21 protein-coding genes are annotated in these 26763 nt (G+C 53.0%); 8 read left to right on the top strand and 13 right to left on the bottom strand.

From position 1 onward, the window contains the following. Positions 1–136: 136 nt before the first annotated feature. The 3 genes from LDN12_RS06620 to LDN12_RS06610 all read left to right on the top strand — a co-directional run bounded on the left by LDN12_RS06620 (position 137) and on the right by LDN12_RS06610 (position 3787). Positions 137–2386 carry a trehalose-6-phosphate synthase gene (locus LDN12_RS06620; RefSeq protein ID WP_223921892.1) on the top strand — a complete coding sequence of 750 codons (2250 nt, stop codon included), beginning with the start codon at positions 137–139 and terminating at the stop codon, positions 2384–2386. After that, entirely contained in the window at positions 2383–3174 is a 792-nt protein-coding gene (otsB, locus tag LDN12_RS06615) for a trehalose-phosphatase (RefSeq protein ID WP_223921891.1), read from the top strand. The genes LDN12_RS06620 and otsB overlap by 4 nt, the downstream gene beginning before the upstream one ends. Before the next feature lie 121 nt (positions 3175–3295). Continuing rightward, positions 3296–3787, top strand: coding sequence for a MarR family winged helix-turn-helix transcriptional regulator (locus tag LDN12_RS06610; RefSeq protein WP_223921890.1), 492 nt, complete (start codon positions 3296–3298; stop codon positions 3785–3787). Positions 3788–3898: 111 nt separating this feature from the next. On the opposite strand, the gene LDN12_RS06605 is transcribed toward LDN12_RS06610, so the two are convergent. The 7 genes from LDN12_RS06605 to pal all read right to left on the bottom strand — a co-directional run bounded on the left by LDN12_RS06605 (position 3899) and on the right by pal (position 12159). Beyond that, a complete protein-coding gene (locus LDN12_RS06605) occupies positions 3899–5692 on the bottom strand; it encodes a chloride channel protein (RefSeq protein WP_223921889.1) in 1794 nt (597 codons plus the stop codon). 158 nt (positions 5693–5850) lie between these two features. Beyond that, on the bottom strand, positions 5851–7290 hold the full coding sequence (locus LDN12_RS06600) for a DegQ family serine endoprotease (protein WP_223921888.1): 1440 nt from the start codon (positions 7288–7290) through the stop codon (positions 5851–5853). Positions 7291–7410: 120 nt separating this feature from the next. Next, complete coding sequence (locus tag LDN12_RS06595; RefSeq protein ID WP_223921887.1) at positions 7411–8136, bottom strand: hypothetical protein; 726 nt, start codon at positions 8134–8136, stop codon at positions 7411–7413. Between the two features lie 167 nt (positions 8137–8303). Beyond that, on the bottom strand, positions 8304–8576 hold the full coding sequence (locus LDN12_RS06590; RefSeq protein WP_223921886.1) for a cytochrome c7: 273 nt from the start codon (positions 8574–8576) through the stop codon (positions 8304–8306). Positions 8577–8694: 118 nt separating this feature from the next. Beyond that, the gene (locus tag LDN12_RS06585; protein WP_223921885.1) at positions 8695–10056 is read right to left on the bottom strand and encodes a DUF4403 family protein; all 1362 of its coding nucleotides are present in this window, start codon (positions 10054–10056) and stop codon (positions 8695–8697) included. 89 nt (positions 10057–10145) lie between these two features. Beyond that, positions 10146–11417 carry a chloride channel protein gene (locus LDN12_RS06580; RefSeq protein WP_223921884.1) on the bottom strand — a complete coding sequence of 424 codons (1272 nt, stop codon included), beginning with the start codon at positions 11415–11417 and terminating at the stop codon, positions 10146–10148. Positions 11418–11592: 175 nt separating this feature from the next. Next, the gene (gene pal / locus LDN12_RS06575; RefSeq protein ID WP_223921883.1) at positions 11593–12159 is read right to left on the bottom strand and encodes a peptidoglycan-associated lipoprotein Pal; all 567 of its coding nucleotides are present in this window, start codon (positions 12157–12159) and stop codon (positions 11593–11595) included. A gap of 230 nt (positions 12160–12389) precedes the next feature. Here pal and LDN12_RS06570 point away from each other — a divergent pair, with 230 nt between their 5' ends. Then, positions 12390–12824, top strand: coding sequence for a MarR family winged helix-turn-helix transcriptional regulator (locus LDN12_RS06570; RefSeq protein ID WP_223921882.1), 435 nt, complete (start codon positions 12390–12392; stop codon positions 12822–12824). Positions 12825–12955: 131 nt separating this feature from the next. Here LDN12_RS06570 and LDN12_RS06565 read toward each other — a convergent pair whose 3' ends face one another. The 6 genes from LDN12_RS06565 to LDN12_RS06540 all read right to left on the bottom strand — a co-directional run bounded on the left by LDN12_RS06565 (position 12956) and on the right by LDN12_RS06540 (position 21135). Next, positions 12956–14863: a potassium transporter Kup gene (locus LDN12_RS06565; protein ID WP_223921881.1), complete on the bottom strand. Its 1908-nt coding sequence runs from the start codon at positions 14861–14863 to the stop codon at positions 12956–12958. Positions 14864–14868: 5 nt separating this feature from the next. Beyond that, positions 14869–16488, bottom strand: coding sequence for a TIGR00341 family protein (locus LDN12_RS06560; RefSeq protein ID WP_223921880.1), 1620 nt, complete (start codon positions 16486–16488; stop codon positions 14869–14871). A 19-nt stretch (positions 16489–16507) separates the two neighbouring features. Next, positions 16508–17131: a hypothetical protein gene (locus LDN12_RS06555; protein ID WP_223921879.1), complete on the bottom strand. Its 624-nt coding sequence runs from the start codon at positions 17129–17131 to the stop codon at positions 16508–16510. Between the two features lie 28 nt (positions 17132–17159). Further along, the gene (locus tag LDN12_RS06550; RefSeq protein ID WP_223921878.1) at positions 17160–18407 is read right to left on the bottom strand and encodes a sodium:proton antiporter; all 1248 of its coding nucleotides are present in this window, start codon (positions 18405–18407) and stop codon (positions 17160–17162) included. A 111-nt stretch (positions 18408–18518) separates the two neighbouring features. Continuing rightward, positions 18519–19994 (bottom strand): hypothetical protein, encoded by a 1476-nt coding sequence (locus tag LDN12_RS06545; RefSeq protein ID WP_223921877.1) that lies wholly within the window; start codon positions 19992–19994, stop codon positions 18519–18521. A gap of 7 nt (positions 19995–20001) precedes the next feature. Beyond that, the gene (locus LDN12_RS06540) at positions 20002–21135 is read right to left on the bottom strand and encodes an SPFH domain-containing protein (RefSeq protein WP_223921876.1); all 1134 of its coding nucleotides are present in this window, start codon (positions 21133–21135) and stop codon (positions 20002–20004) included. A gap of 810 nt (positions 21136–21945) precedes the next feature. Between LDN12_RS06540 and LDN12_RS06535 the strand changes: the two genes are divergently transcribed. The 4 genes from LDN12_RS06535 to LDN12_RS06520 all read left to right on the top strand — a co-directional run bounded on the left by LDN12_RS06535 (position 21946) and on the right by LDN12_RS06520 (position 26752). Beyond that, complete coding sequence (locus LDN12_RS06535) at positions 21946–23364, top strand: tetratricopeptide repeat protein (protein ID WP_223921875.1); 1419 nt, start codon at positions 21946–21948, stop codon at positions 23362–23364. Positions 23365–23454: 90 nt separating this feature from the next. Continuing rightward, on the top strand, positions 23455–24768 hold the full coding sequence (ablA, locus tag LDN12_RS06530; RefSeq protein ID WP_223921874.1) for a lysine 2,3-aminomutase: 1314 nt from the start codon (positions 23455–23457) through the stop codon (positions 24766–24768). Beyond that, the gene (gene ablB, locus LDN12_RS06525) at positions 24761–25612 is read left to right on the top strand and encodes a putative beta-lysine N-acetyltransferase (RefSeq protein ID WP_223921873.1); all 852 of its coding nucleotides are present in this window, start codon (positions 24761–24763) and stop codon (positions 25610–25612) included. Before ablA ends, ablB begins: the two co-directional genes overlap by 8 nt. A gap of 78 nt (positions 25613–25690) precedes the next feature. After that, positions 25691–26752 carry a mechanosensitive ion channel family protein gene (locus tag LDN12_RS06520; RefSeq protein WP_223921872.1) on the top strand — a complete coding sequence of 354 codons (1062 nt, stop codon included), beginning with the start codon at positions 25691–25693 and terminating at the stop codon, positions 26750–26752. The last annotated feature ends 11 nt before the right edge of the window (positions 26753–26763 follow it).

Raw genomic sequence — 26763 nt, 5'->3', positions numbered from 1 at the left:
ATTGCCAGGCGCCTTGACGTTTTAACATGAAAACAGGAGGTAATTTTGTCGAGAGCCACAGTATGGCCGGATTAACCAACGCCGCCATCCGGTTCATCAAATGCTGCGACTACCCACTTAAGAGGAGAATACGGTAATGTCGACTCTACGATCCCTTCGCCTGTCACTGCGCTTCATCTTGCCTCTCGTCATCGCACTGACACTACTTGCCTATGCGGTGGTACCCCTGGTTGACAAGCTTACCATGCGTTGGGCCATTCGTGATATGGATATCCGCTCCCGCCTGATTGCCAACACGCTGCATGACCCGCTGGCCGAGCTTCTCCAGCAGGGAAACAAAGCCAAGATCAATGCCCTTCTGCTCCGGGTCATACAGGACGAGCGCCTGCTGGCTCTTGGTTACTGTGATGGCGATGGCAAGCTTCTCTATCGCACGCCGACCTTTCCGGAATCCCTTTCCTGCTCATCTGCCGTATTAAAAGACGATAAGTCGGTAAGTCCTCCTCTTCACCAACTTCCCCAAGGGTCGGTTCATGTGGCCGTTTATCCAATGGTACAGGATGGGGGACAAAAAAACGGCTCCCTGATTCTCGTTCACGACATGAGTTTCGTCGAGCGCCGCAGTGCCGATACCCGCAAATATATTATTATCGTCTTTGCGCTACTCGGGGTTGTCATCTCAGTCATCACGGTATTTGTCGCTCATCTGAGCTGGCGCGGTTGGATGGACGGCGTACGGGCCATGCTGCGCGGCGAAGGCATACTCAAGCCGTTTTCCCAACCTGCGGTAGCTTCTGAATTACAGCCGCTCGTGGGGGATCTGCGCACACTCCTACGGGCGATCGATACCGAGCGGCGATTTGCCGATGACGCGACCATTACATGGAGTCCTGACTCCCTACGGCAACTCCTGCATAAACAACTCACCGGTGAACGGATTATCGTCGTATCCAATCGAGAACCATACATCCATATCAAAAAAGAGGAACGGATCGAGGTCAATCGCCCCGCAAGCGGCTTGGTGACGGCAGTTGAACCGGTCATGCGGGCCTGTTCCGGCACCTGGATCGCCCATGGCAGCGGTTCGGGCGACCGTGAGACTGTTGATCGCCATGATCGGGTTCAGGTTCCCCCGGAGCACCCCGAATATACGCTACGGCGGATCTGGCTAACCAAAGAAGAGGAAAACGGTTATTACTACGGCTTTGCCAATGAGGGGCTTTGGCCGCTCTGCCATATTGCTCACGTACGCCCCATTTTCCGTTCCAGCGATTGGAAACAATATGTGGCCATCAATCAGCGATTTGCCGACGCGGTGGCCAAAGAAGCGGACAGCGACGATCCGGTTATTCTGGTTCAGGACTATCACCTTGCACTGCTACCGGGAATGATCCGTAAAGCGCTCCCCAAGGCAACTATTATCACCTTCTGGCACATCCCCTGGCCCAACCCGGAATCCTTTGGCATCTGCCCCTGGAGAGAGGCGTTATTGCAGGGGATGCTCGGCAGCACAATTCTTGGATTCCATACCCCCTTCCATTGCAAGAACTTTCTTGAAACCGTGGACCGCTACCTGGAAACACGCATCGAGCACGAATCTTCCACGATTTCCCGTCACGGCAAACTGACGATGGTGGAAAGCTATCCGATCTCGATCCAGTGGCCCCCGCCCTGGCGAGATTCGCAGCCGACCGTTGAGAGTTGCCGGGCGAAAATACGCAAGGCGTTTGGGCTCCTGCCGGATCACAAAATAGGGCTCGGCGTGGATCGGATGGACTATACAAAAGGAATACTTGAGCGCTTCAGAGCCGTTGAAAAGCTGTTGGAACTCTATCCCGAGATGGCGGGACGCTTTACCTTTATCCAGATTGCTGCACCAACCCGCTCGGCACTTGAAGACTACCAAGCGTTCGAATCACAGGTCCGGGGCTTGGCCACAAGCATCAACCAACGCTTCTCGTACGGGAGCTGGCAACCGATCTACCTCAAAGCGGAACATCACGAACCCGAAGAGGTGAACCATTACTACCGGGCAGCGGACGTCTGCATGGTGACAAGTCTTCACGACGGGATGAATCTGGTGGCGAAAGAATTTGTAGCCTCCCGTGACGATGAGCTGGGGGTGCTGATCCTAAGTCAGTTTACCGGTGCTGCCCATGAATTGCACGAAGCGCTCATCGTTAACCCCTACCATATCGAACAGACGGCTGAGGCGCTGTATCGCGCGCTCACCATGCCCGACTTCGAGCAACGCGAACGCATGCACAGTATGCGGGCGCTGGTTCGCGATTTCAATGTCTACCGATGGGCCGGCAGGATGCTTCTGGATGCGGCCCGTGTTCGCCAGCGGGAAAAATTAGCTACCAGGATAGGGAGGAAAGGATGACTTCATCATACTTATTTCATTCGGAGGGACTTGCTGCCCTTGCCGGCTATGTGGCTCCTGACACCCTGTTCGCCTTCGACCTCGACGGCACGCTGGCACCGATAGTTGACGATTATTCCGCAGCCCGGATTGTCGAACCGATGCGAACTACTTTGGATAAATTTGTCAAACTGGCGAAGTTCTGCGTTATTACGGGGAGAGCGCGACAAGATGCCTTGGACATTCTCGGTGTTGAACCGCAATTGGTCATCGGCAACCACGGTGCAGAATGGCCGGCTGATTCATATCTGCAGAATCCTCAATTCAGGCAATGGAGCAGTGCCTGGCAAGATCAGCTCCATGAGCGTCTTAACGGCATAAATGGAGTGGAAATCGAGTTCAAGGGGGCATCGCTTTCCATCCATTATCGCAAGGCAACCGACCAGGCGAACACCCTCTCGCTTATAGATGCCGCGATTAGGGACCTCAAGCCCAGCCCAAGGAGGATAGGCGGCAAATATGTGATCAACCTGTTACCAATGGAAGCCTTTACCAAAGGAGAGGCACTTGTGGCCGCCATGGATATCTTCGGGTTAAAAAGGGCAATATTTTTCGGAGATGATGTGACCGACGAAGAGGTCTTTCGACTGAGAAATGTCGATGTATTCGGCATTCATATCGGCGAGGACGATCAGACGGCTGCGCCGTATTATCTTTCCAAGCAATCGGAACTGACCGGACTCCTCAATTCAATGATCGGAATTCTGGAATTACATCGATTTGAAGGTGAAAGCACGCATGAGGAATGAACCTCCTCGTAGCAAGCCGTGGGAGAGTTCCTTTTTGAAAATATTTTAAAAATCGCATGATTGTGTAACAGACTGAAATTATGTTATTGAAACATAATACGTGTTGGCAAGGGAGTTTGGAATGAAAGCTACACCGGAACTGGTGGCGGGCATAATCGATAATTTGCGGCGCGTATTTCAGGTCGTCAATGAACAGTCGAAAAGGGCCGAACACGAGACGGGGTTAACCGGACCGCAACTTTGGGCGATCAAAGTGATGTCCGAAATTGCTCCGATCAAGCTTTCTGATTTGGCTCGCAAGATGTATTTACATCCTGCGACGGTTGTCGGTATTATTGATCGACTCGAAGCAAGGGGGTTGGTCGAAAGGACAAGGTCAACCAAGGACAGGCGGGTTGTCGAACTTGCGCTTACCCCTCTCGGGAACGAAAAAGTCAGCCAATCTCCAAATGTGGCCCAAGAACTTCTTGTCGGTGGACTTGAAGCTCTAACGGACGCGCAACTGATAAACATATACGACGGACTGGAACAGTTTGTTAAGATTTTGGGGGCACAGGAAATTCCTCCTCAATTGATTATGTCACCCGAGGTAAATGTGCCTAAGCCTTTGTAGACAACTCGTTAAAACTATCTATGAGGACTTTGCTCTACTATAATTCTAAGCTGGCACCACCAACATTACCCCTTAATGCCAACGAAAAGCAGCCTCCCGAATCTTTCACACTTATCTGCCGCCCGACAGAACCGGAAAAAATTCAGCTCCTTGGGCAACCGTTTTGGTTATCTGGGTGTTGCCGATAACGCCAACCACGTTTCCAGGCTGCAATGCTTCATCCCGAACCACTAATGCCGCTGCGGCATTGGCAAGGTGCATCCGCACAATGATATTGTAAAATAGAATATCTTCCCTCACGATTATAAAACTAAGCGATGAGGCGGATTCCACATTTTCCGCACCCGACCTGGAGACCACCGCTTCGAGGGCCGCTTCCCGCGATAACAGGCCAACCAGTTCTTCCGCGTCTGTGATGAGAAACCACTGAGTATCGGGCTCATCCTGAACCAGCTCAGCCAGTTTGTGAATGGAAAGACCCGGTGGTATCGCGGTGAACCGAGTCTCCATAATCTCTTCCGCCCTTCTCAGGTTATGAAGAGTCGAATGAAGCGCATCCGGCATCACATGGCCACGTCTGGCAAGCTTCATGGTGTAGATGCTCTCCCTGCAGAGGAGTTTCCTTACACCAAAGCTGATTGCGACGGTTATAGTCACAGGAATCACCACGCTGTAGTCAAGGGTCATCTCCAGAGTCATCACGATTGCTGTCAGGGCCGCCCCAGTCACCCCACCAACGCTTCCAGCCATTCCCGCCACGACAAATGCGGGAGCTATTATCCCCATGTTCGGAAAAAATTGATTGATAACGATACCATAGGCCCCTCCGAAGGCTGCCCCGATAAATAGGGACGGTGAGAAAATTCCTCCTGAACCACCTGATCCGATCGTGAGGGCCGTAGCAACCAGTTTCATCGCCAACAAAATGAGAAGAAAGCCCGCCCCATGAAGGGTCATCGTAAGGATGTCCTGAATCGTTGCGTAGCCGACTCCTTCAATGTAATAGTGTCCTGTATACCTCATAAGTATCATGAACATGAAGCCGACAATGAACATTCCGGTTATGTGGCGTACATAGTCATTGCCGGGGAACCGTCTTTCAAAGAGGTCCTCGATACCATAGAAAGTTCTTATGAAGATGGCTGATACCACCCCCATCGTAATACCCAACCCAATATAGGCGATAAGTACTGGCGGATTGTCGAGATGAAAGAAGGGGGATTCAAGGGCTGGAATTTTAAAAGCCGGATAAGTGCCAAAAAAGAGCTGACCGATATAAGTTGCCGATGCGGTGGCAATAATTACCGGGACCAGGGTTCTGACGCTTACCTCATAGAGCAGTATTTCAACCGCAAAGAGAAGGCCGCCCAGAGGGGTATTGAATGTTGCGGCGATACCACCTCCCGCTCCTGCGGCGATAAGGACGTTACATTGCCAAAGACTGACCCGCAGCATTTGTCCAAGTGTGGATCCAAAGGCTGACCCTATCTGGGCAATCGGACCCTCCCGCCCCACAGAACCGCCACTGCCTATTGAAATGGCGGAAGCAAGCGATTTCACGACTGCAACCATGGGCCGGATGACTCCACTATTGTAGTAGATTGCATCCATCACCTCAGGGACCCCATGTCCCTTTGCTTCTGGAGCAAAATTCCTGACCAAATATACGACAATGACAGCACCGATAACCGGAACGAAAATTATAAGTGCTCCCCAAGGGCTTGGGGCCATATGGATATTGGCATCATAAGAAAATGAAAACGTGCCGTAAAAAAACAGATTATGAAAACAAGCAATCAAAGATCGAAACAGGAATGCTCCGCAACCGGCAATGATGCCGGTGAGAAAAGAGAGTAGGGCCAATACGAAAGGCCCATACTCCCTTCTTTCCAGAATGTCACTCATTGCCGTTCCTTTTTCGTCTCATGATCACGATATGCAGCCGCTATTCATGGCGAGACGGTGGCATTTGACATGCTCCTCAAAACAGATGATAACATGTATCCCGTACCATTTTTGTTCCCTATGGCGATTGTCTCAGGAACGGACTGTGTTATCAAACGTCATTGCCTTTCCATGGTAACGAAGAAGGTTTGTTTTCCCCGTTTTACCAGCAGCAGCACCGGCTGTCCCGCGCCACTCTTGCCAAGTGCGGTATTGTAATCCGCCACGTTCCCGACGTTCTTCCGGTTTACCTGTTTAATGACGTCGCCTTGTTGGATCCCGGCCTCATCGGCCAAGCTGCCCTGCTCCACACTCACCACAACAACCCCTGTTTTTTCGGTAGTTCCCAGTTGCTGACGGATCTGAGGCGTAATGTTGTCAACCTTCATACCGAAACTCTGTACCGGGGCACTGGACTGGGCGGCGACCTTTTCCTCGGTCAATTCTTCCACCTTGACGGAGGCATGCACCTCCTTGCCCTCACGAATGACCGTGATGTCAACACTTTTGCCCACCGCCGTTTCGGCAACGAGACGGGGCAGATCGTTGGAGGTTTTGACGTTCTTCCCGTCAAAGGTGACAATAATGTCACCGGTCCTTATTCCGCCCTTTTCTGCTGGACCGCCCTTGACGACATCTCCCACCAGGGCGCCCTTCGCCTCTTTCATGCCAAAGGATTGGGCCAACTCGGGGGTGACATTTTGGATCGTCACCCCGATCCAGCCGCGCACCACTTTGCCCTTCTCTTTAAGTTGGGCTGTGATGGTTTTAGCAAGCGCGCTCGGTATGGCAAAACCGATCCCCTGGCCGCCGGGGATTATGGCGGTGTTGATGCCGATGACCTCGCCCTTGAGATTGACGAGCGGCCCGCCGCTGTTCCCCGGATTGATCGGTGCGTCTGTCTGGAGAAAATCGTCATAGGGACCGGAACCGATCGTCCGGCCGGTGGCGCTGATGATCCCCTGGGTGACCGTCTGTTCCAGGCCGAACGGGTTCCCGACCGCAATCACCCAGTCGCCGACCCGCATCTTTTCCGAATCACCGAGGGCCAGGACCGGCAAGTTCTCGAAGGTTGAAGATATTTTTATCAACGCAAGGTCGGTCTTACTGTCACGACCAATAACCTTGGCCTTGAATTCCCTGCCGTCTGAAAGTTTGACCTTGATTTCATCGGCGTTATTCACCACATGGTTATTAGTGATAATGTAGCCGTCTTTGTTGATGATGAAGCCGGAACCGAGACTCTGTTGTTTCATCTTCCGGTTCGGCGTCTGATCAAAAAAATGGTTGAAAAAATCACCGAACGGGTCATTCTGCCCCCCCTGGTTCGGTCCGAAAAACTGGTGAAACGGGTTGCCGGGAACGGTGATGGTGGAGGTGGTGCTGATGTTTACTACGGCGGGCTTCACCTTCTCGGCAAGATCGGCAAACGATTGGGGGAATCCAATGAATTGGGTCTTTGCCTTGTTCTCGCTGCACCCCAGGGTGGCCAGAGAAAACAACATAAGTAATGAAATGAATCCTGCCACGCCGAATTGCACTACTCTTGACTTTCTCATAATGGACCTCCTTTAGAGCTCGTTATTATGTCCTGGTAGTAATCACGTGTACCTTTCCATTATAATTAAAACCTGTCCGGTTGTAGAAGACAAAAAAAGGACCATATTTAAAGTATCAAATCAATGTATATTCTCAACATAATCGATCATCTCTTTTCTCATGACAATAGACTGCCGTGTTTGTTTATCGTAGAAGAAATAATAACTGCTATTTGCCTCAAGAAGAACTAACGGTGCCTGTTTTAAATGGACTCTGTCAGAAAAACTGATTCTATAGCGTTTTAACTCATTAAGGGGTTCTTTATACACGGCATCCCGATCTATAATTATAGTTGATCCGATAAGAAGGAGGTAAAGCAGCAGTACCGTCAGAATAAAAAATCTTGAGTAGGATTCGTGATTGCCTTTGAAGATTATTTTGAACAATAGATAGTCGCAGGTAATATAGACGGAGAAGGATAGAAGATAATAGCCGGTCGGGTTATCAAGCTTCATGATAACAATAAGCCCTGCGACAAAGAGGAGCAAAGGGAACAAGTAAAGAAACCCCTGGAACAGGCGATGTCCCAAGAGTTTTTTTTGTTCCTTTAACAAATATCTGATCACATGGCTGCCGCCAGAGGCGAGAAGAATGGCAACTACGATCAGATAGACCTTTTCAATACTGGAAGCGAGATAATCCTGAAGCGTAAAAAATAACTCGGCCCGAATGTTGAACAGGCGGAAAAACACGAAGTTATAGAAAAAGCCGGTACAAAGGAAGATCGTCGTGAAGCTCAGGTAGAAGGTCTGAAACTCACTTATCCTGAAAAAAAATGTTTTTTTGCTGCCGGTTGCCATTGTCATGGGTCTTCGTTGTCAATTTATTTATAGACCAATTATTTCATAACGAATTAATTTGTCAAGAGTCTACTTTAAAACAAAATATGCGTTATATTTAAGGATGTTAACAAAAAAGGTGACGCCTGAGCGCCACCTTTTCCCTTGCTGTATCTGGAGTTACTGTCGAGTGTTTACTTCTTGTGACAATCTTTGCAAGAGGTCGGCCCTTTTTTCATCTCGGAATGGCATCCCTTACAAGTCTTGTGAGCCCATTCCTTGCCGAATCCCTCAATCTTGCCGGGTGCCTTAGCGTGGCATTTCTTACAGTCTTTAAGAAGCTCTTGATGTTTTTTGTGTGGAAAGGCCACTTTGCCCATTGAAGCAGGAAACTCCAAAACGTCGGCGGCAAAGGCGGTACCGGCAAAAGCTACAATGGCAAGCATGGCGACTACTGTTTTTTTCATATTCTTCTCTCCTTTCGATTTTGTGCTGCAAAATTATTTGCGAAACGGATTATAACGCGAATAGAGGTTTCGCCTGTTGGTGAAAGCGTTAACGCTCTATCCGTCCCAAAAGAAAGTACTATTGAAACATGATGGCTGATTCTCCCTCGGTGTAAACCCGTATAGATATTTTGTCACGCTGTACGATCACATCGTTAAACTTCAGGTCCTTAATATCACCTTTCAAAAAAACGTGATCCGCCAGCGGCACCCGGGCAAGCGCCTTCCCAGCCATCTGACGTGATTGTTCCAATTGCCGGTTCAGGTTCATGTTGAGCTTGTCCTGGATCACGCTTCTGATGGTACCGTGCAAAAACCAATCGGCCGACTGCAGGAGCAGGCTCTTGGTCTGCATGTCAAAGTCCACATCCTCTACGGAAAAGACATTGGTCTTTGGATTGTATACCGGTTTAGCCGTCAGGTAGAATACGCCGTCAAGCGAACCCTGGGTCTCCAGTTTGACGACAAGATCGTCCCCGTTGCCATACAGGTCGAAATTTTTGATAATGATACTCTTACCGTCAGAGTCAAATTTCTTGTTGAGCAAAAGTGGCGCTGCAATGGCCCGCAGATCCTTGTAGAAAAGATCCGCATTCAGAGCAATGCGAAAAGTCTTGTCGAACGCGTTGACCAGCTTGAGATTGGGCAGGGGAAGCAAAGATTGGGAAGCAGGTTCAGGGCCCACTACCAATTCGGCGAACGTGCTGATGCCCACACTCAACCGTACCTTGTTGTTCTGGGCGGACAACGGATATAACATAATCTCCCGTGGGGTTAACTTCAGCCAGGCATTGTAACTTTTATCAAGCATGATCGGCCTCTGGACAGTATTCCACGCCTTGGCAACCTGGGCCTTCAGGGGGATCAGGTCATTGATCTTTTGTGCGATCAGATCGGACAACAGCCTCTGCACCGGCTGGGTAATTCCTTCCACAATGCTGCGGGGCTTGATCGACAACGGCCCAATCGCGACCTCCTCGGCAAGTAGATCGCTCAATCCTTGGTAATAAATCTCCGCATGAAGTCGCCAGTCGGGAGTAATGCCGGCTGTAACCTTGAATTTCAGTTTAAGGGGAATGGCCGTGGTTTCGAACATACCGTAGCTGAGTGACATGGAGATCGGCAGGGTCACATAAAGGTAGTTATCGGCGGCGCTGACAGAGATCGAACCGTTGCGGACCAAGTCCGCGGTCAATCCCCAGCTATTGGCCGTGCCTTTGTAGAGCTCTCTGCGGATCGTCTCGTTCAGAACTTTGGCGAGTTCGACCGTCGATGTTTCAATCGGTATATTGAGTGTGGAAGCTTCCTTTCTCAGTATGGTGCGGAAGGCTTCATCCCTTGGCCGCTCGGCCGTCAGCACCGTGACGCCGGCACAGGAGCTGAGGGTTATTGCGGACAATAACAGCGCGACCAGCGTCAATGTCCGTTTTTTCGATAACATTTGTGACCCTTTTCCATCCAGATAGTTAGATTAATCTGCGCGCCCACAAAACGATTCCTGATATTGTGATCAGCAGTCGCCGCACGAACTTAACCCTTCCGATTTTTATCCGCAAGAAAACGATACAGAGGGATCGGCATAAATTGTTTACCGATGCCGCGAGCAAGAAATGCGGTGACCATGAACGGGATAATCAGGATGTGTTCGTCAGTCATCTCCATAACGATGATTACTGCCGTAAGCGGCGCTTGAATAACCCCGGAAAAGAAACCGACCATGCCAAGCAGCCCGCAGACCTTGAAATTCGTGAGAAAGAAGATCTTGGCAACACTGAACCCGATACCCGCACCGATTGCCAGGCACGGCGAAAATATTCCGCCGGCCATACCCGACAAGTATGACAGAACCGTAGTACAGAACTTTCCGATACTGAAAAAGAACGGATATTGCTCAACCGATGCGCTTTCCAAAACCTTTCGAGTAATCTCATATCCGGAGCCAGCCGTTGTGGCGTCACTGTAAAGTCCGATTAATGCGCATGCGACTCCACAAAGCAACGCGCGCTTCCAGCTTTGCTCCGGTAATCGAATCAATTTCGGGAACGCCAGCAAGCGTGCGAAAAGACCGCCGAGGAGTCCGCCGCATATTCCAAGGACAATTGTCTCGGGCATAATGACCGCAGTGAAGTTCGACACCACAGGGTGACCGAAGTACAAATAATTTCCGGCAAGCGCCATCGACACAATACCGGAAAGAATGACTGCAAGCATGATCATTTCCCGGTATTGGCCAAGCAGGCCTTCGGTAATTTCCTCGATAGCAAAGGTGATGCCGGCAAGGGGGGCGTTGAACGCCGCAGCAACACCTGCTGCTGCTCCAGCAGTAAGAAAAGATTGGAAATCAATGCGGGGGAGGATCGGGCGGGTTACTCGTCCAGCCCAGGTAAATATTGATGCTGCAATCTGCACGGTCGGTCCTTCCCGTCCGATTGACGCGCCCCCAAGTATACCGAGGACGCTTGATACTACTTTCACCGCTGCCGTGCGTAGCGATACCAACGGGTTGTGCCAGGGCGGCTCACGATTCTCTTGGATGTGGCTGTGAGAGTGTTCTATCACTTCAAGGACTTGCGGAATCCCGCTGCCTTTCGCAGCTGGGCCGAACTTCTCTACGACCAGCGTTGCCGCAACAAATAGTGCTGGAGTGCTGAGTGCAACCAAGTATGGGTGCCCGTGTGCAAGTATAAAATAAAAATTTTGCGTGACTTCGATGAGCCGCGCATACAATACTGCTGCTCCTCCAACAAGTGCCGCAGCAACCCAAATGGTAATTTGCAGATATGTACGCTGACGAAAACGCATTATTCACGATCCTATATGACTCAGATGTGCGCCTGAATATAAATAGACACAAAAGGCATGACATGCTGTGCTGTTCGATAGATTTTGTTCGTATAAGGCCTTATGGGAAAATTGGAGATGAGAAGCCCCTCCTCCGGTTCACCTGCGAACCTTGGAGGAGGGGCTATTATTGCAATTATTTCGATACTATCGTGAAATCGTCGCGGCGGTTCTTTGCCCAGGCTGATTCATTATGGCCAGGGTCCGCAGGCTTCTCCTTGCCATAGCTGATAGTTGTCAGGCGGTCCGCCGGAATACCCATGGTAACGAGATATTTCATGGCTGTTTTGGCCCGTTTTTCACCAAGCGCAATATTGTATTCGGCAGAACCGCGCTCGTCGCAATTACCCTCGATACGCAGCTTGGCAGCAGCGTTCTTGCGCAGATAGCCGACATTATCCGTCAATGTCTTACGTGCCTGGTCGGAAAGTGCATAGGAATCGAAATCAAAGTAAATCTTCTCAAGCGCCGTGGTCAATGGTTGAGGCTCGACCTTTGCCGGTGCTGTTTTGACGCTTTCCTGAACCGGTTTCGCAGGGGTGGCAGCAATGCTCTTCGTTGTTTTAACGTCTGATTGTTTTACCTGAGTGGTCGCGGAGGGGGCAATCGCCTCATCCTTTTTGACCACATTCTCCTTGGCACAGCCACTGACAACCAATGCTCCTAAAGCCCCAACGACACAAAAGCCGACCATCGTCTTCATGTTCTTCTCCTTTTAGTAGTATGCTACAGCTTCGACTTCTGCCGATCCACAAAACGCCAAAACACCCGCGCGCATCAATACTCCATACGTCACAAGCTCCATCAATTCAGCGGCTTAAATGTTTAAAAATTAAATTCACCTCTACAAAATAATTATGATATCATTTGATTGGTGGTTAAATTATTTGCACTACTAATTACATTTGTCAATATCTATTTTCAGGAGAAAGCATGGGAAATAGCGCCAACACCATTTCCGAGGTGATCGACAATTTGAGGCGGTCCATCAAAGCGATAAACGAGTATTCAAAAAATGCGGAAAAAGAAACCGGGCTGACCGGACACCAACTCTGGGTGATAAAGATAGTGGCCAGCAGCGCACCGATCAAGGTGTCTGACTTGGCACGTCAGATGTACCTGCACCCGGCGACGGTTGTGGGAATTCTGGATCGCCTCGCATCGAAAGGATTGGTACAACGGCGGAGATCAACAGAAGACAAGAGAGTGGTTGAAATTGATCTTACTGCTGAGGGTAGAATCGTTGTTGACAAGGTACCTGAAGTTGCAGAAGGCATGCTGGCCAGAAAACTTGAAATTCTCCCACAAAACAGGCTTTCACATGTATCCAAAGGTATGAAAGAAATTGCTAGGATATTAGGCGCATAAAGGCCTGAACCCAACACCGCAAGCAAACCTGGGTACACAAATCGTAACACTTTCCCCAAATCAGTATCTTGTTCTGGCGATACCCGCCCCGGTGTTTCCTTACAGACGTGCGGAGGATAACGTCACTCTGTTCATATCTCCACCTGTTGACCGATTTCGACAACCCGGTCCGGGGGGATATTAAAGAAGGCGGTTGCCTGTTGGGAGTTGCGCGTCATGAAGGCGAAGAGTTTTTCCCGCCAGATGGACATGCCCGGGACCTTCGGGGTGGGGATGGGCGTCTCACGCCCCAGATAGAATGTCGTCGTCTCGGAGTCGGTTATCAGGCCATAGGGTTCACATTGACGTAACGCTACTGGAATATTGGGACTCTGCATAAATCCATAGTAGACTATCACTCGCGCGAATCCTTCGGTTAGCTTGGTGACCGCCAACCGATCAGTCGCCGATACCCGTGGTACCTCCCGAGTGATAACGGTCAAAAGGATAACCTGTTCGTGGAGTACCCGGTTATGGGTCAGGTGGTGGATAAGCACCGGAGGGGTGCCTTGCGGACGGCCGGTCATGAATACCGCCGTTCCCGGTAAACGATAGGGGGGGCTCTGTGCAATTTCCTGCAGAAACGCCTCCATCGCCACATTCCGGTGGTAAAGGTGACTGTCAAGGATCCCCCGCCCCCTGCTCCATGTGGTCATGAAAATGAAGACCGCCACACCCGCCGTCAGCGGGAACCAGCCCCCGGATGAGATCTTCAGCATGTTCGCGCAAAAGAAGGACAGATCGACGGTGAGGAATAGCAGCGCGGCCAGCACGGAGGCGGGTAGCCCCCAGTGCCATCGTTCACGCATCAGAAAAAAGACCAGCACCGTGGTAATGACCATAGTGGTCGTGACGGCCACGCCGTAGGCAGCGGCAAGATTGCCGGAGGAACGGAATCCGAGCACCAATGCAATGGTGGTCAACATCAAGCACCAGTTCACAGCCGGCACGTAGACCTGGCCGATCTCCTCCGAGGAGGTTTGAACGATACGCACATGGGGGCACTGGTCCAACTGGACCGCTTGTCGGGTAAGGGAAAAAGCACCGGAAATAACGGCCTGGGAGGCGATGATAGTGGCCAAGGTGGCAAGCAGGATGAGCGGATAGAGCGCCCAAGGCGGCGCCAACTGGTAGAAGGGGTGAACACCCTGTGCGGGATGTCCCAGCATGAGTGCTCCTTGACCGAAATAGTTGAGCAGCAACGCCGGCAAAACGCACCCGAACCACGCCCAGCGGATAGGCAGACGTCCAAAGTGGCCCATATCCGCGTAAAGGGCTTCGCCACCGGTGACGACCAGGAATACCGAACCGAGCACCATGAAGCCGTGCCAACCGTTGTCCCGGAAAAAACGCGCCGCATGGAGCGGATTGACGGCGGCCAGCACCCGGGGCTCGCCGATGATCCCCCGCAAACCGAGGATCGCAAGGCAGATGAACCAGATGACCATGACCGGCCCGAAGACCGCCCCCACACTGCCGGTTCCGCGTTTCTGGAAGTAAAACAACAGCATCAGGACAAGGCAGGTGAGGGGTATCACGTAGTGCCCGAAGGCTGGTGAGGCCAGATGGAGTCCCTCGATTGCTGAAAGGACCGAGATGGCCGGCGTGATGACGCCGTCGCCGTAGAGCAGGGCCGCGCCGAAGAGCCCCAGTCCGACCAGCAAAGTGTTGCGCCGCGATTTCTTCTGCCAGGGGTTGAGTAGGGCCAGGAGTGCCAGGATACCGCCTTCCCCACGATTGTCGGCACGCATCAAGAGCACCAGATACTTGAACGAGATGACGATCATCAGGGACCAGAAAATCAGCGACAAGACGCCGAGCACGTTGGCAACACTGGCGTTGAGGGGTTTGATCCCGTAAAAACATTCACGCAGGGCATAGAGTGGGCTGGTACCGATGTCGCCGTAGACCACTCCCAACGCCGTGAGGGCGAGGCCCGTTATATTGCGCCTGGTTGGACGTTCCTCCCGCGTTTCGGTTGCGAGCGTTGAAGGTTCCATTAAGTCTACTGCCTCTGGTTCGGCAAACGGACCGGTTCGACCCGTACGCGCAGATCCGAGCCGCTATCCGGTCCATGGGTGATGACTGCCGCGGGAATCCCCAGCACCTCGACCAGATACTCCTTGACGGCCGCGACATCACGAATTTTAAGAGCGTGGTTTTGTCGCACACTGCGCGGCGCCGTAATCATGATTTGCGGCTCACTGTCGTTTTCGACAACCTGCTTGAGAACCGCAAGGGCCTTCCGGCTCGCCTCATCCAGTTTCCCGTCCTCCCCAACTCCAATGGGAGGCAAGAACGGGACCGTCTCCAGATCCAATTCCAGCGGTTCACCGAGTTTCTTTTCCAACGCCACCCTCAGCCAGCGTCGTTCCTCTTCGGAAAAGGGATAATCCCGCCCAATGGCCATTACCACGGTGATAGGCGCCCCTTGATCGGAAAAACGGATGCCACATTGCACGATGGGGTACGGCTTGACGAATGCCCGCAGTTCTTCACAACCTTCCTTGACACGGTTGACGGCCTTTTCCCGGAGGGTGGCAAGGGTTTCCGCCTGTGGTGGCGGGGGGGCAATGAGCGGAATACGCGGCATCAGGTTCAGGGGTTCCACACGACCGGTTTTGACGATTACCTGTTCCAGGTCAAGCTGAACCGGTCTTTTCAGTGCCGTCTTCAGGTCGCCTTCGATCCGCTTTTCCGTTGATACGTTATAAAACCTGGTCGTGTTGACCGAAGCCGCGACGGTCAATCCATCGCCCCGCTGTTGGAAGGAAAAATCGGTCATCCGGGAGTGATCCTTGCGGTCCAGCTTACTTCTCAGCACCCGCTCAACCCGACTGGTGAGGTTCACTTTTTTTACATCCGTTACTAATGTATAGACGAGCGGTACCGATATGAACGCCAGCACGGCTCCCAGAATCTGGATTCGTCTGCGGACCGGGTAGCGAGCCTCTTCCACCATGCTTGCCCGAAACTTGAATATGTGGAAGACGATGACAGAACTGATCACTATGGCCACCAGGTTTGTGAAAAACAACAGAAAACCGCCCAAGGCGATGGCGGCCTGGCCGGTGCCGATCCCGTATCCGACCACACTGAGAGGGGGAATGACCGCAGTGGCCACGGCAACACCGGTGGTGACAAACAGGTAATTCACCCTGGTGCAGAGGGCATAGGCGCCCGCTGCACCGGCGAATACTGCAATCAGGAGGTCATAGATATTGGGGCGGGTTCGGGAAACGATCTCCTGGGTTTGCGCCTTGAGCGGCGAGAGGATCGTGAAAAAGGCGGCGATCAACACCGACAGGAGGATACTGACGATGATAATTTTCATCGCCTTTCTGGCCAATTGCAGATCTCCCAGACTGAAAGCCAAGGCCGCCGAAAAAATCGGCCCCATGAGGGGAGAGATCAGCATGGCGCCGATCACCACCGCCACGCTGTTGGTGAGCAACCCCAACAGCGCCACCAAACAAGAGAAGACAATCATCAGCAGGTAACTGCCCGACAGGTCGGCGCGGCCGGTCAGATCCTTGATGACGGCATTATGCTCAATACGCGCCACGGCCGCATCGATCGAGGTCGACATGTTATGGGCCATCAGCTTCAGATAAGCACGCAGCATACATGTCTCCTGAATTGCTTCACCGATTGAACAACCCGACCAGGTCAGGTACGGCCTGTAGCATGACCGACTGCAGAGCATCCTGAAGCACACTTGCGGCCAGCAGGTCACGATCCTTGATATCGGTTTTCGAGGAGGTGGCCTCATACTGAAGCCGTTTGATCATCTGACCATTCCTCAACGCATCCATCTTCACCTGCACCCGGCATTTTGCCTTGATATCCGCAATGGCGGAGGTTTGGTCCAACTTGATCTCCGTTTTGGTAAGGTCAATTACCAAATGGTCGCCACCTGGACGCGTAACGGAAGGGATAACGGTATAACCAGCCTTCCTCAGCTCCAGGCCGAACGCCGACTGAACGATCTCCGCCGGAGAACGGGGACTGAACACCTCGTCGATCTGATTATTGTCATTATCCGTGACCTTGCCGAGCACCCATTTGATATCCGGCGACTGAGTATTCTGGGTTGCCGGGATGACGACATACACCTCACCGCTCCCGCCACGGGCAGTCGCCGCAGGTTCATAGAGAGCATTTACATTGCGCGCATAGCGGGCACATCCACTGGCAAGCATCATGCCGCCTATCAAGATAAATATGACAATCGGTGCCAGTCTAAGTTTTTTACTTACTCTTTTCATGTCCGGACTCCTTGTTTAAGTTCGTGATCTATCCTTGACCATCGGGATAGATGCGATCAACCAGCCTCCCCAAGGTCATACCTTGAATGACTATGGAGAATACCACGATAATGTAGGTAATGGTGATAATGGTTGCCCGTTCAGGCACCGTAGGAATCGAGAGCGCCAAGGCCACCGATATTCCTCCGCGTAATCCTCCCCAAGTCATAATACCGACCGCCCCCGTATTGAATGACCTGAATGGCCGCATGAAGAACACTGCCCCGGCTACGCTTGCCCACCGGGCAAACAGGGTGATAATGATCGCCAGCACTCCGGCAATGAGCAGCGCCCGCGTAAAGGGCATAATCAGTACTTCCAGGCCGATAAGCATGAAGAGCAGGGCATTGAGAATCTCGTCGACCAGTTCCCAAAACTCATCGAGGCGGGCGCGGGTAACTTCCGACATGGCGAAGGTCCGGCCGTGGTTGCCGATCAGCAGACCCGCCACCACAATAGCAATCGGCCCGGAGGTATGAATCCGGTCAGCCAGGGCATAACCACCCATAACCAGGGCCAAGGTTATGATCACTTCCACTTTGTAGTTGTTAACCCTTTTGAGCAACTGATAAGCAAACGCTCCGATCGCCAACCCCAGTAAGGCGCCGCCAATAGCCTCCTCAAAAAAAAGCAGCGCCACTCTTCCCACGGTAACATCACCACCCCCCGCCGTCAGCTCAAGGATGATCAGAAACACAACTACGCCGATACCGTCGTTGAAGAGCGATTCCCCGGCGATTTTAGTTTCAAGACTTTGGGGGACTCCCGCTGTTTTGAGAATACCGATTACCGCCACCGGGTCGGTCGGAGAGATCAGCGCCCCGAACAGAAGGCAGTAAATGAACGACGCAGGGATGCCAAGAAGACCCAAAACGCCCCAGGTAAGGCCACCGACGATAAAGGTAGAGGCAATAACGCCTGCGGTTGCCAGCACGGTGATGGCCCACTTTTGGCTCGCCAGATCATCGAGTTTGATATGCAAAGCCCCGGCGAAGAGCAGAAACGACAACATGCCGTGCAACAGCGCCTGATTGAAATCGATGGTTTCCAGAACCAGGGCCAGTTGTTTTTGTCCGATTTCCATGCCGACAGCACCGAGTGCGACAATTCCAAGTGAGACCATTAAGGCGATGAACATCACCCCGATGGTGGTCGGCATGCGGAGAATGCGATAATTGAGGTAACTGAACAGCGCCGTCAGCACCATCAATATGGATGTAATTTCAAATAAACTCATGTCATGTCCGCCATCAGACACATTCTATCGAGAACCGGGAAAAGAATACTATTTATAATCTGTTCTATAAATTCCTGTCTACTTTAACACGAATCACCTCAGATATCTGGATTATCCCTCTCTGAGTGCAGCTATAGGCAGGGACTGTCCGGTCACCTCATCGGTATAGTCCATCGCGGACCTTGCAAACGGAACGAGGACAAGCTCAGTTCCCTTCACTTCCACCTGGGCCTCCAGGGCGAACTTCAACGCCTTTTTATTGCCCTTGGGGACAAGGGTGAACAGGACCAAGGGGGCTAGTTCCCGGACGTCTTGAGGTGAAATGAAACACCCCCGGGCAGGGACCGTTCCCCTCGGTAGTGGCCCATCCTCCCAGATCGGTTGGGTGCGCGTGAAGTTTCCCGCCAACCGGGAAAGGATGTTCAGATTGTCGATCCGGAAGGCGGGGACGAATAACCGGAGCGGAATCTGCCGGTCCGCCTCCCGAGGTACCCGGAGGCCGGGTGCAAGTTGGGTCAGCTCGAATTTGTTCCCGATCTCCCGGCCGTTGGAAACCATGCGCGCTTCCATAACCCAAAAGGGGAAGTACTCACCGCCGTCCGCTGTTCCCCTCCGCGGGATGCAGGAATAGGGAACCTGCTGCATCTCCGTATCCTGGATCTGCCAGGCCTTGCCGCACCCGGCGCAGAAAAAGATCACGTCCAGCGTCCGTACCGGCAGGTCCACCCCGCAATCGGGGCATTTCAGGGGCCGCATCCCCACGGTCTCGAAAGGGTTTCCGTCCCGCGCCACCAGGCTGTCCAGCAGGCCGGGAGAAGCCGCGTCGTTGGTTATGTCGCCGCTTACCCCATCCACAACAGCGATCACACCCCCATTCCCGCCGCCGGCGACCTCGACGATCCAGAAGGGGAAGTGGATGATGCTCCGGGTCTTGCCGATAACCTCGCGGGCGATGATTCCCTCAGGCCGGACCGGGGCGTAGCCTTGCGGCTCCAGGTCCTCTCCCGCGGCCTGCACCGGAGATATCTGCCCCCGCTTCGCAACCGCCTCCTTCTGGAAGAGGCTGAGTTTCAGCACTTCGGGGCGGAGTCCCAGGGAACTCACCCGTAATTCCGTGGCGTCCAGGGCTGGCAGGGTCCGGTCGATGTGCCGGGAGGCCATTTCAAACCTCTTTTCCGCCAAGCGCGGGGTGTCCTGCCCCGGCGTCTCGCCCGGATATCCCCAGAGGTCCTTCAACTCTAGGCCGCTCAATGGTTTCGTCCAAAAGCCCGGCTCTTTATCGTTGTTCGTATCCTCCTCTTCCACACGCCAGTAGAGGTCCTGTCCGGTGAAGTGGTAAAACGGCACAAAGAAGAGGGTTGCCTCTCGTATCTGCCATATCCCCTCTCTGGACTCCAGCCTCGCTTGTACACGCTCCACGGCACCCTGCAGATCGATCCGTTCCGGAATAACGTAGGAGAGGATCCGGCCGTGTCCGGTGACCAGGTGGCTGGAGCCGCAAAACCCGCACCGGACGGCGACGGAGCCGTGGGTGAACTCCAAGGAGCCGCCGCACGAGGGGCAGGTAGTGGCAACGCTCAACGGCATGGGACCCTCAGGCCAGTTTCTCGCCGCAGCCGGTACAGAACTTCGTACCCGGCGGCAGGTCAACATTGCAGGTGGGACAGCTCGGCCTCTGCTTCAGGTTCAGGCCACAGACCATGCAGAAATTGGCCTCGGCCGGCAGATCCTTGCCGCAGGCCGGGCACCGGTTCGTGACCACCATCTGGTGGCCGCACTTGGGACAGAATCGGCCGTCCAGGGGAACATCGGCGTGGCACTTGGGGCAGTTCACCGCTCCCCGAGCCGCGATGCTTTCCGGCGAGCCGTTCTCCGGGGTGAGGGTCTTGTAGACCATCCCAGGAAGCATCATGCCCAGGCCTGCACCGGCGCCCATCCCGACCCCGGCCGCCAGTATCCCGCCGCTACCTTCCGTCTTGGCCGCGTCGCCCAGCGCCATCGCCGCCTTGAACTTCATGAAGCGGTCCATGTCGCCCAGCGCCTCCAACTGGGAGCGTTGGTCGATCATCTTCTGCACCTCCTCCGGAGGGGTGATGGAGTTGACATAGAATTCCTGCAACTCCAGGCCATAGCGCCCGAAATCCCCCGCCAATCGGCCCTTGATGGCCATGGCCAGTTCGTCATAACTCTTGGGCAGGTCCAAGATGGTATCCAGACGTTCACCCAATAAATCGTTCAGACGGGACACGATCACGTCGCGCAGGTAATCGGTGATCGCCTCCGTGGTGTAGACCCCCTGGGTCCCCACCAGGGAGTTCACGAAGAGAAGCGGCTGAGTGATATGAAGGGTGTAGGTACCGAAGGCCCGAAGCCGCACCATCCCGAGTTCACTATCCTTGAACGCCACAGGATCCCGTGTCCCCCACTTCTGTCCGATAAATACCTTTTGGTTAACGAAGTAGACCTCGGCCTTGAAGATGCTCTCGAACCCCCAGGGCAGCATTAACATCTTGGTCAGGATCGGGAGATTTCCGGTGGAAAGCATGTGGCGGCCGGGGCCGAGCACGTCCATTCCCTTGCCGTCCTTGAAGAACACCGCAGCCTGGGAGTCGCGGACGATGCACATGGCGCCGAACTTCAGTTCGCCGGAGCCCTCTTCCGGGACACGATGGACCATATCATCGCCGCCCGGGTCGAGAAATTCTACAACTTCCATGAACTGGGACATAGAACCTCCTCAGGTTTGTTCTGTGGAACAAATGGGTAAGTGAATCAGTTACCCTTTTTCAGGCACCTTCACCTCATTCGGGAAGGGCCATAGGCCAACGATCGCTCATCGGATTTCCTTCTTTGCCCGTCCCTTCCCCTTCTACATCACGCAAAAGTGAATTTCAACGTAATTTCAATGACAACAAATAATTGAAGCCTAAAAAATGACCATCTCATCCGAAATCAATTACCAAAATCTCGGCAGGTAATCAGACATCAACAGACCAACTCCTTCCCAAAACCAAAAGCCGGGAGAAATGCCGACACGTATGAATTTATTTTACCTCATGCCATCACGTCTGGAACATCCTGATTACTTTCGCTTGATTGACGTTCACTCCCCTTTGATTGCAATAGCCGTCACCACATCAAATAAACCATATATTTTAAAATGTTATTCCAATATCACACTCCCAGGAGTTGACACAATTTAATTTGTATGCAACTATTATGTACACCAATTATTAATATAACTAATAGGGACTCTCCGGCAGCAGCCGTCCACAACACACACAGAGAGCAAAACGTGGCCGCGCAGAATGATTCGGCAGGTTCATGACCAGTAGCAGCAAGCATTCCATCATGTTTCTTCCCTAGGCGAACCAACGATCACCCCGGCATAGTCCTCTGGTGACGAATTCGCACATCTGTTACACCGACCGATCGGCACGGAAGCCCCGTATCACATATGTCTGGACTTGGCAGGCGAGCTCACAATGTTACCCTGTCCATGCCGTGGAATAAGCCAGGCAGCTTGAAAGGAAATTTGATGAAGATAATTACCAAAACTCTTTCTCTGCTTGCGCTGGCCGTCGCCACCTGCGGATTTAGCGAAAATACGGACCATTGCCGCGAAGCGGGCGCAATCGTATCCACACTTCCCGGGCTTACGGGGATTAAACTGGCTGGAGAAGAGGACCGGGTGCTGCGACTTTGTCCCGATGGCGCTCCCGGACACGTGGTGAAAGGAATGCGCTTTGAACGTGAGGGAAATCATGAACGAGCCAGTTTCGAATACCGCCAAGCGTTGGCGGGAATGGTCTGGGCCATTACCCCCGACAACTATATCCGGCAGGGTGACGCGCATATGTTGGCCAAGGAATACGACAAGGCCATCAGAGCATATCAAGCAGCACTCCCTGATAACCCCAACCGGCCAGATATCCTGCAAAAGCTGGCAAATGCCAATATGGCCGCAGGACGTGATGAACAGGCCGTCGAGCTCTACCAGCAATTGCTTGGCAAGGGCGACATGAACAGCACCATTCATTATAAGCTCGGCGTGCTGTATGAGCGGCAGGGGAAGTTGGACGAAGCGGAAACGCACTACCGGCAGGCGGTGCAGATAGATCCCAAAAATGGCGATGCGCGGCGACACTTGGCGGATATCTTCACCCTGAGGGGCAATTTCACCCAAGCCATCCGGGAATACCGAGAGCTTCTGAACGAATACAGTGACAACCCGCTGCTGCACTTCAAGCTGGCGCGTGCCTATTGGAGAAGCAAGAAATATCGGGAGGCCACCGAAGAGTATAAGGAGACGATCTCTCTTGCCCCGGAAAATGCCGAAGCGCACAAGGAGTTGGCGACGCTTTACCAGAAGCAGGGAAAGGATGCGGAAGCCACCGACCAGTACCGATCGGCACTCCAGTTGAACAAGAACGACGTCTCAACCCGAAACACCCTGATCACCCTTTACGTGAAGCAGAAGAACTATGAAAAGCTGTTGGCTATTGTACAGGAAGGAGTGGAACTTTTCCCCGACGACCCGAACAGCCACTTCAAGCTGGGATTGTTGTACGACTTCAGAAAAGAATTCGACGCTTCCATAGCCGAGTACCGAAAAGCACTCGAACTCAAAAAAGATTTCGCCAAAGCCATGAAGGGTCTGGGGAGAGTCTACCTGGAGCAAGGCAATCTGGAACAGGCGCAGGAATATCTGGAGGCTGCAAAAAAGGCTGATCCCAAGCTGTTTGCATCAAGCGGGCTGTTGGATAACCTGCGCATTGAACAGTCCAGGGTTTCGGCTATTAAATGGCAAAAGGCCCACAAGCTTAAGAAGCAGAGTACGCGGCATCACAAAAAAAAGAAGGGCAAATCCATAAAGAAAAAGAAGCACGGGCCAGCTTCCAAAGGCGGCAAGAAAACAAAGAAGTCCGCATCTACCAAGAAGAAGCACCGGAAATAAGTCGGCATGAATGACATGGCAGAAAATACACTCAGGCATTTTTATTCACCTGCGGAAAGTGCCAGAATTTCCCCCGAGAAAGGAGCATGAATGACCATCTATACGAAAAAACAGCAGACCATAGCAGAAAAAATAGGCAAAAATCCCGGCATATCGAACTGGAAGGATTGGAAGTGGCAGCTTGCCCACTCCATCAATGATATCGGCACCTTCGAGCGGTTGATAGGCGTTTCCTTTACCGATGTGGAGAAAACGAGCATCCAAGAAACTATCGCCAAATTTCCCCTCTCCATCACCCCCTACTACCTGTCGCTGATCGACCGGGCCAATTACGCCACCGACCCGATATTCCGGCAATCGTTCCCGTCGCCCCAGGAGTTGCGGGTTACCTCTTGCGACCATACCGACCCCTTGGACGAGGATGCCGACAGCCCAGCCCCCGGCATCACCCACCGTTACCCGGACCGGGTGTTGTTCCACATCAGTAATACCTGTTCCATGTACTGCCGACACTGCACCCGGAAAAGGAAGGTGGGTGATCGGGACTCCATTCCGGGCCGCGAGGAGATTGCCAAGGGGTTGGACTATATCCGCGGGACCCCGGTAGTGCGCGATGTCCTCCTGTCGGGCGGAGACCCGCTCATGCTCTCCGACGACTATCTGGACTGGATTCTCGGCGAATTGCGCGCCATACCGCATGTCCAGGTGATCCGTATCGGCAGCCGCATGCCGGTGGTTCTTCCCTACCGAATTACCGACCGTCTGGTCAGCGTCCTTAAAAAGCACCACCCCCTTTGGCTCAACACCCATTTCAACCATCCGCGGGAGATCACCTCCTCTGCCAGGGAAGCCCTGACCCGTCTGGCCGACGCCGGCATCCCCCTGGGCAATCAGACCGTACTGCTGGCCGGACTGAATGACTGTCCCATGATCATTAAAACGCTGGTGCAGCGTCTTGTGGAAAATCGGGTCCGCCCCTATTATCTCTACCAGTGCGACCTGTCGGAAGGGCTTTCCCACTTTCGTACCCCGGTAGGAAAGGGGATGGAAATCATGGAAAGCCTCATCGGTCATACCAGCGGCTTTGCCGTCCCGACCTACGTCATCGACGCACCCGGCGGCGGTGGAAAAATCCCGGTCATGCCCAACTACTTGATCACCCTCGCCACAAACAAGGTAGTGCTGCGCAATTATGAGGGTGTAATCACCACCTACCAGGAGCCGGACAACTACGAACCGGTTTTTTGCGACCGAAACTGCTCCGACTGCAAGTTGGAACTCAGCTTGGAGGGAACGGAGGAGTACGCTGCGATCGGCATCGAGCGGCTTCTGTCGGACTTTGACGACGCCATTTCCCTCACCCCGGAGGATAATGACCGAATGAAACGGAGGAACCATGAGTGATATGATCAAAACCATAGGCCGCTCCATCATCCAGCATGGACCAACCAACGACCGGGTCTACCTGATGAAGCTCCACGCTGACGATGCCACCGACTTTGCCGAGTATCTGGACCGACTGGCCTGTTCTCGCGGCTATTCCAAGGTATTCGCAAAGGTCCCGAGATGGAGTGTAGCCCGCTTTGTTGCCGCTGGGTACGAAGTAGAGGCATCGATACCGGATTTTTTCCCCGATGGGGTCGCCGCCTGTTTTATGGGGAAGTACTTCACCGATGCCCGCAAGCTTGAACCTCAACCGCAGCTTGTCCAAGAGGTCCTGGCGGTTGCCCGGGCGCAGGAACCCTCATACCGAGTCAAAGAACTCCCGGGAGACTTCACCATGCGGATGGCCCGTGAAGAAGACACCGTCAGGATGGCGGAGGTCTATCGCGAGGTGTTCGCTACCTACCCGTTCCCTATCCACGAGCCCGGTTTTCTCCAGGCGGCCATGCATGGCGGCACTGTGTTTTTCGGCATCTGGAAGGGGGAACGGATCGTCGCCCTGGCCTCCGCTGAAATAGATTCTTCATCCCGGTCGGCAGAGATGACCGATTTTGCGACCCTGCCCGAATATCGCGGTCACGGCTTTGCCCTTCATCTGCTGCAGCAAGTGCAAAAAATAGCACAATCACGTGGAGTCCGACTATTCTTTACCATTGCCCGGGCTTACTCCTTCGGCATGAACGTCACCTTTGCCCGGAGCGGCTATCGGTATGGCGGTACCCTCACAAACAACACCAATATTTCCGGCAACCTGGAAAGTATGAATGTCTGGTACAAAACCGTCCCTGACCAAGTGGCGCCGTAATCAGGATAAACCGTACAGCCACGTTCTATTGTTCGCGTTTTGGGAGGATCGTATGACCTACTGTTTCGGATACATGATATGGTAACGGCAGATACGTTGAATATGTTGCTTACGTCAGCCTGTCTATTGGTAGCGAGCGCAGTCATTGGCTTGATCATGGAAAAATTTGTCCTGCACCGCCTCGAAGCCTTGACACGACGCACGGCCTGGGAGGGTGACGAGATCATAATCACCTCTCTCAGGGGCCTCACCTTCTACGCCTGTTTTCTGGCAGGCAGCTATGGCGTATCCCAGTTTCTTCACCTGAATGGCCGAATACGCGACATTTCAGGCAAGCTGCTTCTCGTTCTTTTCCTGCTGCTGATCACGGTGTTCCTGATGCGTTTGGCCGCTGGGTTTGTGTCGCACTATGCCAAAAAAGCCGTACTCCCCGCCACGTCAATCTTCATAAACTTGGCCAAGGCCATTGCCTTTTCAATGGGCGCCCTGATCATTCTGCAATCCCTTGGCATCTCCATCACGCCGATTCTGACCGCCCTCGGCGTGGGTGGACTTGCAGTAGCGTTGGCTCTGCAGGATACCTTGTCAAATATTTTTTCCGGTCTGCACATCATTGCCACCCGGCAAATTCGTCAAGGCGACTACATACGCCTGGACGGCGGCGAGGAGGGGTATGTCACCGACATCACCTGGCGTAATACGGTGGTTCAAACCTTGCCCAACAATATGGTGTTGGTCCCCAATTCCAAACTTGCCGGGGCCATCGTCACCAACTACCACCTCCCCGATACGGAAATGGGTCTGCTTGTCCAAGTCGGCGTGAGCTATGACAGCAACCTGGAGGAAGTTGAACGGGTAACTATCGAAGTGGCGCGGGAGGCGCTGCAGGACGTTCAAGGAGGCATCCATGCTTTCGAGCCTTTCATCCGCTACCATACCTTTGCCGACTTCAGTATAAATTTTACGGTAATCCTGCGCTGCGTGGAATATGTAGACCAGTATCTCCTCAAACACGAGTTTATCAAAAAGTTGCATCGCCGTTATCGCGATGAAGGGATCGAAATTCCTTTCCCCATCCGGACTGTTCACATTAAGGGCGAGACAAGTGAGACAAGTGAGACAAGTGAGACAAGAGACTAATTCAAAATCTG

This window comes from Geobacter sp. AOG2 (assembly GCF_019972295.1).
Lineage (GTDB): Bacteria > Desulfobacterota > Desulfuromonadia > Geobacterales > Pseudopelobacteraceae > Oryzomonas.
The sequence above is the reverse complement of the archived record's forward strand: the minus strand, read 5'-3'. Positions and strand labels throughout refer to the sequence as shown.